This is a genomic window from Butyricimonas sp. RTP31003st1_G1_RTP31003_210430 (assembly GCF_040920905.1).
Taxonomy (GTDB): Bacteria; Bacteroidota; Bacteroidia; order Bacteroidales; family Marinifilaceae; genus Butyricimonas; species Butyricimonas paravirosa.
Window position 1 is genome coordinate 1 of sequence record NZ_JBCOSQ010000060.1, and the last position, 16,619, is coordinate 16,619.

15 protein-coding genes and 1 pseudogene are annotated in these 16,619 nt (G+C 38.1%); 13 read left to right on the forward strand and 3 right to left on the reverse strand.

Going from position 1 to position 16,619, the window contains the following annotated elements; genetic code table 11:
- The 13 genes and pseudogenes from AB5542_RS16245 to AB5542_RS16305 form a co-directional block, all read left to right on the forward strand.
- Window positions 1–216, forward strand: a pseudogene (locus AB5542_RS16245) (glycosyltransferase family 2 protein); the annotation flags it as partial.
- On the forward strand, window positions 213–1,391 hold the full coding sequence (locus AB5542_RS16250) for a glycosyltransferase (protein ID WP_279037995.1): 1,179 nt from the start codon (window positions 213–215) through the stop codon (window positions 1,389–1,391). The pseudogene AB5542_RS16245 and the gene AB5542_RS16250, both read left to right, overlap by 4 nt.
- Before the next feature lie 11 nt (window positions 1,392–1,402).
- Entirely contained in the window at window positions 1,403–2,518 is a 1,116-nt protein-coding gene (locus AB5542_RS16255) for a glycosyltransferase family 4 protein (RefSeq protein ID WP_087422382.1), read from the forward strand.
- A gap of 11 nt (window positions 2,519–2,529) precedes the next feature.
- Window positions 2,530–3,471, forward strand: coding sequence for a hypothetical protein (locus tag AB5542_RS16260; protein WP_279037993.1), 942 nt, complete (start codon window positions 2,530–2,532; stop codon window positions 3,469–3,471).
- 17 nt (window positions 3,472–3,488) lie between these two features.
- Window positions 3,489–4,190: a flagellar motor protein MotB gene (locus tag AB5542_RS16265; RefSeq protein ID WP_279037991.1), complete on the forward strand. Its 702-nt coding sequence runs from the start codon at window positions 3,489–3,491 to the stop codon at window positions 4,188–4,190.
- Between the two features lie 303 nt (window positions 4,191–4,493).
- Complete coding sequence (locus tag AB5542_RS16270; RefSeq protein ID WP_279037990.1) at window positions 4,494–5,399, forward strand: sugar-transfer associated ATP-grasp domain-containing protein; 906 nt, start codon at window positions 4,494–4,496, stop codon at window positions 5,397–5,399.
- An 11-nt stretch (window positions 5,400–5,410) separates the two neighbouring features.
- Window positions 5,411–6,076 (forward strand): acyltransferase, encoded by a 666-nt coding sequence (locus AB5542_RS16275; protein ID WP_279037989.1) that lies wholly within the window; start codon window positions 5,411–5,413, stop codon window positions 6,074–6,076.
- Window positions 6,077–6,082: 6 nt separating this feature from the next.
- Entirely contained in the window at window positions 6,083–7,012 is a 930-nt protein-coding gene (locus AB5542_RS16280) for a glycosyltransferase family 2 protein (RefSeq protein ID WP_118304207.1), read from the forward strand.
- A 4-nt stretch (window positions 7,013–7,016) separates the two neighbouring features.
- The gene (locus tag AB5542_RS16285) at window positions 7,017–8,456 is read left to right on the forward strand and encodes a lipopolysaccharide biosynthesis protein (RefSeq protein ID WP_279037988.1); all 1,440 of its coding nucleotides are present in this window, start codon (window positions 7,017–7,019) and stop codon (window positions 8,454–8,456) included.
- The gene (locus AB5542_RS16290; RefSeq protein ID WP_229782414.1) at window positions 8,453–9,661 is read left to right on the forward strand and encodes a glycosyltransferase family 1 protein; all 1,209 of its coding nucleotides are present in this window, start codon (window positions 8,453–8,455) and stop codon (window positions 9,659–9,661) included. The genes AB5542_RS16285 and AB5542_RS16290 overlap by 4 nt, the downstream gene beginning before the upstream one ends.
- 20 nt (window positions 9,662–9,681) lie before the next feature.
- Entirely contained in the window at window positions 9,682–10,740 is a 1,059-nt protein-coding gene (locus AB5542_RS16295) for an endonuclease/exonuclease/phosphatase family protein (protein WP_279037987.1), read from the forward strand.
- 7 nt (window positions 10,741–10,747) lie between these two features.
- Entirely contained in the window at window positions 10,748–11,824 is a 1,077-nt protein-coding gene (locus AB5542_RS16300; protein WP_279037986.1) for an endonuclease/exonuclease/phosphatase family protein, read from the forward strand.
- 5 nt (window positions 11,825–11,829) lie between these two features.
- A complete protein-coding gene (locus AB5542_RS16305) occupies window positions 11,830–13,008 on the forward strand; it encodes a glycosyltransferase family 2 protein (protein ID WP_279037985.1) in 1,179 nt (392 codons plus the stop codon).
- 3 nt (window positions 13,009–13,011) lie between these two features.
- On the opposite strand, the gene AB5542_RS16310 is transcribed toward AB5542_RS16305, so the two are convergent.
- From AB5542_RS16310 to rfbD, 3 genes are all read right to left on the reverse strand, one after another.
- A complete protein-coding gene (locus AB5542_RS16310) occupies window positions 13,012–13,944 on the reverse strand; it encodes a UDP-glucuronic acid decarboxylase family protein (RefSeq protein ID WP_118258412.1) in 933 nt (310 codons plus the stop codon).
- A 106-nt stretch (window positions 13,945–14,050) separates the two neighbouring features.
- Window positions 14,051–15,661 carry an ABC-F family ATP-binding cassette domain-containing protein gene (locus AB5542_RS16315; RefSeq protein WP_087422394.1) on the reverse strand — a complete coding sequence of 537 codons (1,611 nt, stop codon included), beginning with the start codon at window positions 15,659–15,661 and terminating at the stop codon, window positions 14,051–14,053.
- Between the two features lie 38 nt (window positions 15,662–15,699).
- The gene (gene rfbD / locus AB5542_RS16320) at window positions 15,700–16,554 is read right to left on the reverse strand and encodes a dTDP-4-dehydrorhamnose reductase (protein ID WP_270543751.1); all 855 of its coding nucleotides are present in this window, start codon (window positions 16,552–16,554) and stop codon (window positions 15,700–15,702) included.
- Window positions 16,555–16,619: the final 65 nt, after the last annotated feature.

Below are 16,619 nucleotides of genomic sequence, written 5' to 3' on the forward strand. Positions count from 1 at the left end.
TTAAAAACATATTACCTCACCCGGAATCGCTTGTTATACGCATGGCGCAATCGACAAGGAAGGACACTCTATATATCTATACTATATCAGCTTTTAATGGCCAATCCTAAAAATATAATGATGCATCTACTACACGGCAGATTATTGCAAGCAAAGGCCATTTTTGACGGGAGTAAGGATTTTTTTCTATTAAAACATAAAAGAGAAAATATATGAATATTCAAGAAGTATTATACATATTCGAGTATATTTGTTGGATTCTTGCAAGTATTGCCGTTGCATACCCACTAATTTATTCTCTTGCCTCCCTAGGAACAAGAAAATCATATTACCCGACAGCCAATAAACAACATAAATTCGCCATCCTGTTCCCCGCTTATAAAGAGGATAGGGTTATCCTTCCGGTCGTGGAGTCTTTCCTACAACAACACTATCCACAAGAGCTGTACAAAGTAATTGTCATCTCGGATCACATGCAGGAAACCACGAACGAACGGTTGGCTCAACTCCCAATCACGCTACTCAAAGCAAACTATGAAAATAGTTCGAAAGCGAAAGCCCTGAATTTCGCCATGGACCACTTCGGACGGGATAAATTTGATGCTGTTGTTATTCTGGATGCCGATAATATTGTTGATACAAATTTTTTATTAGAAATTAATAAAGTCTTTGATGCCGGAGTGCAGGCTATCCAAGCACACCGGACGGCAAAGAATCGGAACACGGACATTGCGGTTCTTGATGGTCTTAGTGAAGAAGTTAACAACTCCATTTTCCGACGTGGACATGTAAGACTAGGCATATCCTCCGCCCTGATAGGTTCGGGAATGATATTCAACTATCAATGGTTCCATGACAACGTAAAACACCTCGTCACCACAGGGGAAGATAAAGAATTAGAAGTTTTATTACTCAAACAGAGAATATTTATTGAATTTCTGGACGAAGTGTACGTATATGATGAAAAGACACAAGGAGAAAAAGGATTTTACAACCAACGCCGCCGTTGGTTGGCAACACAATTCGCTCAATGGGGACGCGTCTTCAAGGATCTTCCCCAAGCAATCTTGTCCGGGAATATTGATTACAGTGATAAACTGATCCAATGGATGTTACCACCTCGTCTTATCCTATTCGGAGGAATCATCGTGATGGGAAGTATCATGCAAATCATTGATTGGCCGCTTGCCTTGAAATGGTGGGCTTTATTTCTTATCATGGGAGTCACGTTGTGTCTCGCCATACCGGACAAACTAGTGGATGATCGGTTCAAAAAATCAATCAACAAACTACCCTTGTTATTTATCATGATGGTAGTCAATTTATTCCGGATGAAGGGAATGAACAAAAAGTTCGTGAACACGGAAAAGAATGGTTCCTCAACTTTATAAAAATGAACCCTATGAAAATAGCCATTGAAGCACAACGCATTTTTCGCACGAATAAACACGGGATGGATTTTGTCGCTCTCGAAACAATCCGGGAATTACAAAAGCTAGATCATATTCATGAATATTACATATTGGTTGCCCCCGGAGAAGATCATTGTCTGGAAGAATCAGCCAACTTCCATATTATAGAAATAAAATGCCCGACCTATCCGCTATGGGAACAAGTTGCCTTACCACTAGCCATTCGCAAGATAAAACCGGAGATTGTACATTGCACGAGTAACACAGCTCCATTATTCTGTCCGGCACGACTAATCCTCACATTACATGATATTATATTTTTAGAAAAACGGGTACACAATAATAAGTCCATGTACCAAAACATGGGATGGTACTATCGTCGTTTTGTTGTTCCCCGGATACTGAAAAAGTGTAAACAGATTATTACCGTATCCCAATTCGAATGTCATCGGATTCGGGAAACATTACATCTACCAGAAGAACAAATTATCGCCATTCACAATGGTTTCAGTAAACGTTTTCATCCGCTAGAGTCGGTTTATGACACCACGAAAAAATATATCCCTGCCAAAGAATATTTATTTTTTCTGGGAAATACCGATCCTAAAAAAAATACACCACGCACGTTAAAGGCGTATAGCGTGTATGTACAACATTCTACCCACCCATTACCCCTGTTAATTGCAGACTTGAAAGAAGAAGTCATCCATCAAATATTAAAACAAGAGGGTATCGAAAATATTAAAAATATGCTCTATTCTCCGGGCTATATCACCCATTCTGATTTACCCGCCATATATAATGGTGCCCGGACTTTCCTCTACACTTCCCTACGGGAAAGTTTTGGAATTCCTCTTTTGGAAGCCATGGCGTGTGGCACTCCGGTTATTACTTCCAACACCTCTGCCATTCCGGAAATCGCAGGAGAGGGGGCGATATTGGTTAATCCGCTAGACGTTAATGCCATCGCCAAGGAATTACTCCGACTGGAAACAGACGTTCCCTATCGGGATCAACAAATTGCATACGGTTTGGAAAGAAGTAAGCTATTCTCTTGGCAACACACGGCAGAACAATTACTGAAAATATATGAATCTATACACTAAAAAAGAAGATTATGAATGATTATATATCTATTATCAGCTCGTTGATCATATTTCTATTTCCATACTTGGGACGCAAATGGTTTAATCCTCAACTATTAAGTTCAACTGTGGTCAGTCTCGGATTACTAGGAACTTTTGGAGGTATCATGTACGGCCTGTGGGTTTTCAGTGTCGAGCAAATCGACTCATCCATTCCGCAATTATTGGAAGGATTAAAAACAGCCTTTTTAACTTCTATCGCAGGTATGTTAGCCTCGTTAATACTCAAGCTTGTACCCGGTTTTTACGGGATTAGAAAAGAAGAGGAACAGGAAGAAGAGATCACAGACAAACAATTACTCCTAGTACTTGAAAATATCGAGAAAAATACACAACCGACAGCCACACTGGCATTGGTTCAGGAAGTTAAATTTTCAAACGAACAACTCAAGAATAATTTTCAATCCCTGAACAACAATCTACAAAATATGGTTGCCAGAGAATTACATTTCAACACGGAAGCACTTGCTAGTTCTCTCCAAACGGTTATATCCAATTTAGACAATAGGATTTCAGAACAAATTAATCAAACCATTTTAAAGATATACGATATACTGGAACAACAATTACAGCATATCATACATTCCCAAGAATTTAACCAGACAATACAGGAACAACTTCAAGACACTCTTTCTAAATTACAAGAAACAATACAGAACATCGAAACCTTTTTGGGAAAATCCAATAATCTAAACATGAAACAAAATCATGTTTTCATGGAGCAAGTGACCTCATTCGGTGAATTTATCAAAGGCTCGGAACAACAAATGAGTTCTCAATTAAACCGTATGGAAGAAAAGTATGAAAGGGAATTAACCGAACTAGAGAAGTTTACCAAGACGTTAATGACGATTATCAAGAAATTATCACAAGACCACGATACGCTGTACAAAAAAACAAATGACGTGGAATGAACATCTAATTGTGTATTATGAGAATATTTAAATCATCGAAAGAAGAAAACCAATGGATGTCAATCTCAGACTTGATGTCTGTACTTATGATGATCTTTCTTTTCATTTCTATCGTGTATATGAGAAGTGTGAATCTAGAAAATAATAAAATAACTTCCATCGCCCAAACCTATGAAACCATACAGGTTGAAATCACGAACGATTTAAAAAAGGAATTTACAAAGAATCTGCAAATCTGGAATGCCGTATTGGATTCCTTAACGCTTTCCATCCGTTTTGAAAATCCCGAAATCTTATTTAAGGTCGGAAGTGCCGAGTTAAACGATCATTTCAAAAGTATTCTGGATAGTTTTTTTCCCCGATTCATACAGATTCTAACCGATCCCAAATACAAGAACGATATTGAAGAGATTCGTATAGAAGGCCACACGTCCAGCGAATGGGCCGGAGAATCCTCACCCTATCAAGCTTATTTCAACAACATGGAACTTTCACAGGACAGGACTCGCAAAGTATTAGAGTATATCCTTTCGCAGATAAAAGATGAACAACTACTCCACTGGACTAAAAGCAAACTTACCGCCAATGGTTTATCTTCCAGTCATCTAATCTATAATCCAAATCAAACAGAAAACAAAGAACGTTCCCGACGGGTTGAATTCAAAATAAAAACAAATGCAGAACAACAAATCATTAGAATTTTAGAGCAAAGCAAGTAACAAAATAATTCTATTTTGAAAATCTTTATCAAGAATCAATAACGTAAATCACTTATTACCATGTCACTTACAAAAAGAATATTATATTTTTTCATAAAAAAAAGTTCGGAAAAATCACACCGGATTTATTACAAACAAAAAAACAATTACTATATCAACCAATACATTCAGTGTACCCAAAAGAAAAGTCCATCAAAAATTCGAAAAGAAACACATGAACTATGGAAATATTGGAAAATATACCCAATACAATATTTCCGCTATAATATGTATCGCTCAGATTGCCCTCTAAGCATATCAGAAATGAAAAATTATATTCCAGATTACTTTGCTTATTATCTGTTCTATCCGAAATCTTTCAAAGAAAGGAATATTCTTTGTGAAGACAAGTTTCTCTTCTACACAATCTGTCAAGGTTTAAGAATAAATCAACCAAAAACAATTCTCTATACTAGAAATAACTCATTTTTAAATGATCAGCAAAATATTATAACTTTACAAGAAACATTAGAAATTATTCAAAATATACCAGACAAAAAACTTTTTATAAAACCAAGATTCGGAGTTGGAGGCACTGGTATTCACGTATTAAACAAGACAAATCCTAATACTTTTATTGATAAACAAAAGAACGTTATAGTAGATCTTGAATACATAAAAGAAATCGTTAAACAAGATTATATCATTCAGGCCGGGTTAACACAACATACCATCATAAACGAAATATACCCATTTTCAATAAATACATTTAGAATTGTAACTGAATGTATTGATAACTCTAAAATAAAAATTTTATTCGCACTATTAAGAATGGGACATGGAGGAATGGAAATTGATAACGCAACTTCAGGTGGTCTTTACACAAAAGTAAATCCAAACACCGGAGAACTCTATAAATATGCCCTAACAAATAATCAGGAAAAGTTTCTAGCACACCCTTATACTAATTTCAAATTTGAAGGATTCCATATTCCATTCTGGGACAAGATTGTAGAATTCACGTTAAAGCTCGCTTTCAAATTTTGCGATATAAAATATATTGGTTGGGACATCGCCTATACCGAAGACGGTCCAGTTGTCATCGAAGCAAACAATGGGCCTGATATAAGTATTTTACAAGATTTCTATGGAGGTATTAAAAATCATTTTAAAATAAATTCTCCCACAGACTTTTGGTATTCAGAAAACTATGGAATTAAAGATCTATAAAAACACATCAAATGTTTGATAAATTAAAAACTGTTATAAAAAGAAATACTCAAACTAAGAGATTCATCATATGGTCAATCTCCCCTACTAATAATCCCCGGCCTCGTCTCTGGGTTAAATGGTTCATTAATCCCTTTGTACACAAAAAAGGAAAAGGGGCAATCATCCACCGAAGAAAATCACGTATTGACGTGTTCCCGTGGAATCAGTTTTCTATTGGTAATAACACGATTATCGAAGATTTTACAACAATAAATAATGGAGCGGGCAATATCATTATCGGTAATAATGCCCGTGTCGGGATCGGCTCTGTCATTATAGGTCCCGTATATCTAGGCAATAAAGTAGGCTTAGGACAACATGTCTTTATTTCCGGTTTCAATCATGGATATGAAGATGGAGAACGGGATTCTAACGAACAGGCTTTAGTAAAAAAAGAAGTTATCATTGATGATGAGTCCCATATCGGGGCCAACTCAGTCATCGTTGCAGGAGTTCATATCGGTAAAAGATGCCAAATTGGAGCAGGAAGCGTTGTTACCAAAAATATTCCCGATTATTCTGTTGCCGTAGGCAACCCTGCGAAAATTATCAAACGATACAATTTTCAAAACAAAACATGGGAACGGACACAAGAATTAGTTCCCCTTGTCAATAATAATAGTAACCATATTTAGAATATAATGAACTCATTTAAAGTCAGCGTGATTATTCCTGTATACAACACAGAGTTATACATAAAACAAACCGTTGAATCAATACAAAAACAGACATTATATGACATTGAAATCATTATCATAAATGATGGTTCCACAGACAATAGTCTTTCTCTACTCTTGGAACTATCAAAACAAGACCATAGAATAAAAATATTCTCTCAAGAAAATCAAGGTTTATCTATATCCCGCAACACCGGACTAGAAAAAGCATCTGGAGAATTTGTTTATTTCATGGACAGTGATGACCTTTTGGAAAAAGATGCACTGGAAATATGTTATCAGAAATGTATTGCCGAAAAATTAGATTTTGTCTTTTTCGATGCAGAAAGTTTCTATGCTGAAAATACATGTCCAAGAAACTACCAATATCAACGCAATCTGCAAATATCCGATAACGTTTGGCAAGGGACAGAATTGTTAAAGATACAGGATCAAACAGGTAATTTCCGGACATCTGCTTGTCTTAGTTTTTCCAGTTCAAGTTTCCTGAAAAAAAATAATATTCGGTTTTATCCTCACATTATCCATGAAGATGAATTATACACGGCTCTGTTATATTTAAATGCTACACGAGTAAAATATATTCAACGAACTTTTTTCAAAAGACGAGTAAGAAAAAACTCTATCACCACCCGTCCATTTTCAATGAAGAATATCCAAGGATACTTTACCGTGGCAAATGAATTAAAAAACTACACGTATTCACAAGCTGCAGTAAGAGAAATCATTCATAATCACTTATCTAAAATGCTCAACGCTGCCATACGAAATGCGTTCAAACTACCTGCAAAACAACGTCTTTACATTGCAAAATGCGCCCTAATGGACTACTCTAAATATGTGAATTGTAAAACAATTTGCGTGTTACTTTTCAAATCTCTACTAAAAAGATAATTCTATGGGTTCAATTAAAAAAGAGCTACTCTCCGGTGTTTTTTATACAGCCATTGCTAAATATTCGGGTATTCTCATATCATTGATTATTACAGGAGTACTTGCCAGATTAATATCCCCGGATAAATTCGGTATCGTGGCCGTAGTAACGGTTATCACCTTTTTCTTCAGCATATTCAGCGACCTTGGAATAGGAGCGGCTATCATACAAAACAAGGAACTTCAACAAAAAGATCTTAACCAATTATTTTCATTCACGGTATGGAGCGGGTGTATCTTAACACTATTATTTTTCCTTTGCTCATGGCCGATTTCCTTTTTCTACAAAGAACCGAGCATGAAGGCGATCACCCAGCTATTAGCTATAAATCTTTTCTTCGCATCAGCAAACATTGTCCCGAATGCCCTATTGTATAAAGCGAAAGCTTTCAAATTTCTCGCATGGAGAAGTCTTGGCGTGCAAGTAAGCGGAGGTATAATCGCTATTCTGGCAGCTCTTGATGGGGCAGGACTTTATGCTTTAATCATAAATCCCATTCTTTCCAGTATCCTATTATTTATCATATCTTATCAAAAATATCCTCAAACACTGGAAATGACCTGGGGCATCCCTTCTATCCGGAAAATATTCAAATTCTCGGCTTATCAGTTCATGTTCAATATCATCAACTATTTTAGTCGAAATCTCGATAAGCTCCTTATCGGGAAATATATGGGAATGTCACCCTTGGGATATTACGAAAAATCATATCGGCTGATGATGCTTCCTTTACAAAATATCACCCATGTCATCACTCCCGTGATGCACCCCATCTTTTCAGACTATCAGCATGATTTAAATCATCTAGCAAATTCATACGAAAAAATCATCCGTTTACTAGCTTTCATAGGGTTGCCATTATCTGTTTTCCTTTGGTTCTCGGCACGTGAAATCACCTTGATGGTATTCGGAGAACAATGGATGCCCTCTGTATCAATATTTCAAATATTATCTATTTCTGTCGGAATACAAATCATCATGTCTACCTCCGGCTCCATTTTCCAAGCATCCAACGACACAAAGAGCCTATTTTTATGTGGGTTATTCTCATCAATCATCAACGTGGCAGGTATATGCGTCGGATTATTTATTTTCAAAACACTGGATGCCATAGCCTGGTGTATCACGATCACATTTTCAATCAGTTTCCTTCAATGCTATTACCAAATGTATTACATCACCTTTCGTCGTTCCATCATTCATTTAGGGAAACAATTTCTCTCCCCTATCCTACTCGGTAGTATCGTATTTCTAACACTATTTTTAATTACCCCTTTCATAACTCCATATTCGTTATTTATCAATTTGATCATAAAATCAGTTGTCTTTATAGGAATAGATCTAACCTATATTCATATCACAAAAGAATACAATTTGGTGAAACTACTTAAATTCAAAGCATGAAAGCATTATTTCTCACGTTCCATGGCTTTCACGCCACCAATGGAATTAGCAAAAAGATCCACTATCAAGTACGAGCACTCGAAGCTAACGGGGTGGAGACTCATCTTTGTTATTTATCGGAAAAACAAGGAATAAAATACCGTATGCTGGATCAAGAGATTCTGGCAGATTACGGAGATGGTATAAAAGGAAAACTATACAAACGTTTTGAATTCAATTCGGTCTTCCGCTACATTATTAAAAACCAAATTGATCTGGTATATATTCGCTCTGACCACAATGCCAATCCATTTACGATTAGGCTAGTACGTAAAATAAAAAAGGCCGGAATCCACGTGGTTATGGAAATTCCCACGTATCCGTACGATCAAGAATACATTCTATCCAAAGGGAAAATACAACTACTTATCGACAAATGTTTTAGGAAACAACTTGCTAAATATCTGGATCAAATCATCACCTTTTCCAATTACAAAACGATATTCGGAATCCCAACACTCCAAATCTCTAATGGGATTGATTTCAATGACATCCCCGTAAAACAAGAAGCAAACGACACTTCACAAGAAATTCATTTAATCGGGGTAGCCGAGATTCACTATTGGCACGGATTTGACCGCTTGTTGAAGGGCCTTGCTAATTACTACATTCATTCTCCCCAATACAAAGTGTATTTTCATATTATTGGAGATTTTTTTAGTCCTAGAGAACGTGAAGAATATATGTCTATCATCAAAGAGAATCACCTAGCACCCTATGTTATCCTGCATGGACGGCAAGCTGGACAAATGCTTGACCTTCTTTTTGAACTATGCGATTTCGGAATCGGTAGTTTGGGACGCCATCGTAGTGGAATCACAAATATTAAAACGCTTAAAAACAGAGAATATGCAGCTAGAGGCATTCCGTTCATCTATTCAGAAATAGACGAAGATTTTGAAAATATGCCTTATATCATGAAAATTCCCGCAAACGAGGAAGCTGTGGACATAAAGCAAATACTCAATTTTTACAATCAATTACATATCACGCCTTTAGAAATAAGAAATTCGATTCGACATCTTTCATGGAATAACCAAATGAAAAAGGTACTTGATGAGATGCAGAAAAAAGATAAAATAAATCCAAACAACAACAATATTGCTAACTTTGCCACATTATATACTAATAAATTTATCCCTAATAAAGAGAAATGGCCGCACTAAGGTTTTTCTTTTACCTGTTAATGAAACCAGCAACCCTAGGAATGACATTCTTGGGCGCATGTGGAATTTTCGCACCATGTATCAATCCTGATAAATGGTGGATTCCTGCGTTATCTGGTCTATTCATGCCGGGAATTATATTAGTCAATTTCTATCTCCTAGTATTTTGGGGGATCCATAAAAAATGGTGGATTATATTACCATTTATCACAATCATCAGTAATCATCAATTCTTTTCAGGAATGTTCCAATCACCTTGGAAACAAGATATTCCCTATGTTCCAAAAGATGAAATCACCATTGCTAGCTATAATGTTGAAGGTTTTTACTGGATCGCACGAAATATAAAATATAATATAAAAAAATTAGTAGAAGACAATCACATTGATATTTTATGTATCCAAGAACATTGTGAAGAATCACATCTGGATAGCATCACCATTCAACAAAAATTCGGACTTCCCAATCGATGTGTGTTTTTTAACAGACAAACGGCATGGGCCAATTTTGGAATCAGTATATATAGTCATTATCCCATAATTCGATACGGTGAAATCAATTTTAATTCCGAAAAGAACAATAGTATGTGGGCAGACATCTTAATCGGAAAAGATACCATCCGTGTATTCAATAACCACTTACAAACAACAGATGTCAGCATGAATGGCAAAAAATATGAAGAATACAGAAGCGTTAAAGACTGGAAAGGTCAAGCCCGGACACTTGTGAACATCGTGGAACAACTAAAAGCCAACTTTGTCATTCGTGCCAGCCAAGCTGTACAAGTTCGAAACATCATTGACACGACCCGTTACCCTGTCATTGTATGCGGAGATTTTAACGACACGCCCGTGTCCTTTGCCTATAACCATATTGCAGGAAATAACTTAACAGACGGTTTTCGAGATCGAGGGAAAGGATATGGACATTCATTCAACGGAATTAAAGGATTGTTACGAATAGACTTTATCAGTTACGACAAATCTTTCACGGGATTAGTATACGATTCACCCCATCTTCCATGGAGTGACCATAACCCGATTATAATGAAAGTAAAATTAAAAACAACATCAAGATAAGACTTCTATGGCAGCTCTCAGATATTTCTTCTCACTCTTAATGGTCCCGATTAGTTTCGTTACGGCTGGATTTAGCCTTATCGCATACATGGCCAGACAGACAGACCCCAATGAATCAATATTTATCACGTTCATCGGGTTAGCCATTCCTGTTGTTCTGATTATAAATTTACTAATTCTCGTTTACTGGATCATTAGAAAAAAATGGTGGGTAATCATACCCATCGTCGCCATTTTACTAAATAGCGGTTATATCACGTCAATCTTTCAAATGACACTATCATCTTCCGAATTACCAGATGGAAAACTTCCCCTACGTATAGCCAGCTATAACGTGGGAAAATTCAAATCATGGGAACATTTGGAAACCCAATACTATATTTCGGAATTTCTAAAAAATAACGAGACTAACATTATCTGTTTCCAAGAATACCGGGAAAACACCAAGATCAACGCAGACACTCTTTCCCATTTGTTAAACTGCCCCCATCATGCAATAACTTACTTACCCGGTTCCACAACCTTGGGAACGGGAATTTTTAGTAAATACCCTATTTTGCGATTCGGGAAGATACCTCTTGATTCCCAAACAAATGATGCCATGTGGGTTGATATTCAAACCGGGGAAACAACGACAAGAATAATCAGTTGTCACTTACAAACAACAAATTTCAGCAGGAAACGGAAATTACTAGATGATCCCGCACTACAAAATGCAGACATACAACAAGTAGAAGACGTCGTAACGGATATATCACAAGAATTAGCCCTAAATTTCAAGATCAGAGCCACGCAGGCTCAAATTGTAAGACAAGTTATTGACACGACACGAATTCCCACAATCGTCTGTGGAGATTTTAATGACACCCCTTCATCCTACACTTATCAACATATCAAGGGAAACTTAAAGGACAGTTTCAAAACACGAGGTAACGGATACGCCTATACCTTCCGGGGAATACACCACCTGTTACGCATTGACTTTATCCTTTATTCTAAAGAGTTTAAATGTACAGACTATTACTCGCCAGAAAAAGGATGGAGCGATCATAACCCGGTTATCAGTGAATTCTATCTAAAATAACAATTATGACACAATTTCTTCAATACCTATTCTGGATTTCCATTATTATCGTATTCTACACATACATCGGGTACGGAATCCTATTATACCTCCTTGTCAAAATCAAAGAAAAACTCCACCCGGAACAGCCGTTAACACTTCCGGAAACTCTTCCCGATGTTACGCTACTTATAGCAGCTTACAACGAAGAAAAGATCATCAAATCAAAAATGGATAACTGTGCGACTCTCGATTACCCGAAAGACAAGTTACACGTGATCTGGGTTACCGACGGTTCCACCGATTCTACAAATATGTTATTGACCACATACCCGAACGTAACGGTTCTCTTTTCCCCCGAGCGTAAAGGAAAGACTGCTGCCCTGAACCGGGCAATGTCATTTATTAAAACATCATACACGATTTTCACGGATGCCAACACGATGCTCAACACGGAGTCGATAAAAGAAATTATGACTTGTTTCACCAATCCCAAAACGGGATGCGTGGCCGGAGAAAAACGTATCGAAAACAAGGACAAAGATAACGCTGTTTCAGGTGGAGAAGGTTTTTACTGGCGCTACGAATCAAAATTAAAAGCGTGGGATTCCAAGTTGTACTCGGCAGTAGGAGCTGCAGGGGAATTATTCGCCATCCGTACGGAATTATTCACCCCCATGCCCGAAGACACTTTACTGGATGATTTTATTCTCTCGCTACGAATTGCCATGCAAGGTTATAAAATTGCTTATTGCGACAAGGCCTACGCTATTGAATCCGGCTCCATGGATATGCACGAAGAACAAAAACGCAAAGTACGCATTGCAGCAGGGGGCTTACAATCTATCGCTCGGCTAAAAGAACTACTCAACCTATTCAAATATGGCACCCTCTCCTTTCAATATATATCACACCGGGTACTACGCTGGTCGGTTACGCCCGCTCTATTATTCCTACTATTCCCGTTGAATTTGATTCTCGTCATTGTACAGGGAGCATCCCTTTACAAGATCATACTCATCCTACAAATTATCTTTTACGTTCTAGCTTGGCTCGGGGCTATTATGGCCCAAAAACAGATAAAAATAAAGATTCTATTTATTCCTTACTACTTCATGTTCATGAATTTAAACGTGTTGAAAGCACTTTTCTATCTGAAAAAACACAAGGGTAAAGGAACTTGGGAAAAAGCGAAAAGAGGATAACAATTACAATTGAGACTTAAAATAATCTATCGTTTTCAACAACCCATCCCGCAAAGGGATCATCGGCTGCCAGCTTAACTTCATTCTAGCTAACGTTATATCCGGTCTGCGCTTTCTAGGATCATCTTCCGGGAGTGTTCCAAACACGATTCGGGACTTTGACCCTGTCAATTCCAATACCAAATTTGCCAGTTCCAACATCGTGAATTCCCCGGGATTACCAAGATTCACTGGACCGGTAAAATTATCCTCCGTGGCCATCATTCTAATCATACCATCGATTAAATCATCCACGTATTGAAAACTTCGTGTCTGGGTTCCATCACCATAAATCTCAATATCTTTTCCTTGTAAAGCATTCACGATAAAATTCGATACCACACGCCCATCATTCTGAGCCATACGAGGTCCGTAAGTATTAAATATACGAATAATTTTCACCACAACCCCGGCCTGACGGTGATAATCCATGCACAATGTCTCCGCACATCTCTTTCCTTCATCATAACAAGAACGCAGACCGATAGGATTCACGTTTCCCCAGTATTCTTCAGTTTGCGGATGTTTCACTGGATCACCATAAACCTCACTCGTAGACCCCTGTAACAACTTTGCCTTAACCCCTTTCGCCAATTCCAACATATTTACCGCACCAAAAACAGAGGTATTTATAGTTTTTATCGGGTCATATTGATAGTGTACCGGAGATGCCGGACAAGCCAGATTATAAATCTCATCCACTCCCTTCATATAAGGCCAGATAATATCCCGTTCCTCCAATTCAAAATTAGGATTACCTACCAAATGCTGAATATTTTCTTTCGAACCGGTAAAAAAATTGTCTAAACAAATCACATAATTACCTGATTTTATCAATCGATCACACAAATGCGACCCCAAAAAACCTGCTCCGCCAGTCACTAATACACACTTCATAATTCACCTCTATTATTTATACAAACATATAAAAAAATATTCAGAAATCACACTAATTAGTGTGATTTCTGAATATTTATATTTACAGAGACAATTAGAACGAATATCAGTACATCTGATTCAATTGCTCTTTAATCTTATCACTCGTGATATAATCATCGAAATCCATTCGCTTGTCTATCATCCCGTTAGGTGTCAATTCTATGATCCGGTTACAAACGGTTTGGATGATCTCATGGTCATGAGAATTCATTAAAACAATTCCTTTAAACGCCACCAATGTATTATTAAAAGCCTGAATGGATTCCAAATCCAAGTGATTGGCCGGAGAATCCAATAACAAGACATTCGCATTTGTCAACATCATCTTGGCTATCATACAACGCATCTTCTCACCCCCGGATAAAACTTTCACCCGCTTGTAAATATCCTCCCCGGAAAATAACATTTTCCCGAGGAATCCTCTTAAAAACGTTTCACTTGTATCTGCAGAGTACTGTCCCAACCACTCTACCAAAGTCATATCCGTCTGAAAATAAGCTGAATTATCCAACGGAAGGTAGGCATTCGTGATCGTTACTCCCCACGTGAAACTACCCGTATCCGGTTTTTCATTTCCTGCAAGGATCTCCAACAAGGCAGTCATCGCTCTCGGATCACGTGACAGGAAGGCAATTTTATCCCCTTTCTCCACGGTAAACTCCACATCACGGAATAAGGTCTGTCCTTCGATAGATTTACTCAAATTACGAACATCCAAAATCCGGTCACCCACTTCCCGTTCCGGGGTAAAGATAATCCCGGGGTATTTCCGGGTAGAAGGTAAAATCTCCTCTACATTCAATTTCTCCAACATTTTCTTACGGCTCGTGGTTTGCTTTGACTTTGCCACGTTAGCACTAAAGCGGGAAATAAACTCCTGTAACTCTTTCTTCTTCTCCTCCGCCTTCTTATTCTTAGCTTGAGCCTGACGCAAAGCTAACTGGCTCGACTCATACCAGAAACTATAGTTACCGGCAAATAACTGAATCTTACCAAAATCAATATCTACCGAATGTGTACACACGGAATCCAGAAAATGCCGGTCATGCGATACCACTAAAACCGTGTTCTCGTAATTGGCCAGATAATTTTCCAACCACATAACCGTCTCCAAGTCCAAATCATTCGTGGGCTCGTCCAATAACAAGTTATCCGGTTTCCCGAATAGGGCCTGAGCTAACAAAACCCGTACTTTCTGCTTTCCACTTATATCTTTCATCAAGGAATAATGCAAATCTTCCTTGATACCTAATCCACTCAACAAGTTCGCCGCATCACTCTCGGCATTCCATCCGTCCATCCCGGCAAACTGCTCTTCCAGTTCGGCAGCCCGAATCCCATCCTCATCCGAGAAATCCTCCTTCATGTATATCGCATTCTTCTCCTGCATCACCTTCCACAAAGAGGAGTGTCCCTGTAACACGGTATCCAAAACCGTACACTCGTCATAAGCAAAGTGGTCCTGTTTCAATACCGACAACCGTTCTCCCGGTCCGAACATCACGGTTCCCCGCGTTGGCTCCAAATCGCCACTCAATATTCTCAAGAACGTAGATTTCCCGGCACCATTGGCACCTATTACTCCATAACAATTCCCCGGTGTAAACTTCAAATTCACATCCCGGAACAAAGTTCTCTTCCCAAACTGAATCTCTAAATCCGAAACTGTAATCATTATTTATCTTTTTCTAAAAACGCCCGCGAAGATACACGTTAAAAAGTTGCCATGCAACTTTTTAATGCTTCTCTCCAATCCCGGATCTCCAAATTGAAAGTCTCCTTAATTTTTGTCTTATCCAAAATTGAATAAGCAGGTCTTTTTACTTTAGAAGGATATTCCTCTGTTGTCACTGGGTTCACTTTACAATTTGCCTCTGTAAGTGCCACGATTTCTTTGGCAAAATCATACCACGTACAAGCACCTTCATTCGTAAAGTGATACACCCCCTCCAATTCCGGGAGATCATCCCGTTCCATAATGCTAATAATAGCCTCGGCCAGATCTCCGGCATAAGTCGGCGTTCCCCACTGATCGCTCACCACGTTCAACTCGTCCCGCTCAGAAGCCAAACGGGATATTGTTTTCACGAAATTATGTCCATACCCGGAGTACAGCCAAGCCGTACGGATAATAATATACAGACATCCCGATTTTTTGATGGCCTGTTCTCCTTCCAATTTTGTTCTTCCATACACGCTCTGCGGATTTGTAGCATCTTTTTCCGTGTAAGGATGATCCGATGTCCCGTCAAACACGTAATCTGTCGAGATATGGACCAGCAGACAATCCAGTTTCACGGCAGCATTGGCCAAGTTAGCCACGGCATCACGATTCAATTTCATCGCTTTTTCCTCATCGTCTTCTGCTTGGTCGACAGCCGTGTATGCAGCACAATTAATGATCGTGTCAATATCATGTGTCTCAATAAAGGCACATATCGCCTTAAAATTCGTTATATCCAATTCTTCAACATCCGTGTAAAACACGTCATCCAGCAAAGAAAAACTACGATTTCTCAGCTCTGTACCCAATTGTCCATTCGCACCCGTGATCAATATATTAGCCATATATAATTTTAGATTTATGATTTTAAATTTATGATTTCGCCGCTCAAAACCCACTCACTTTAGCC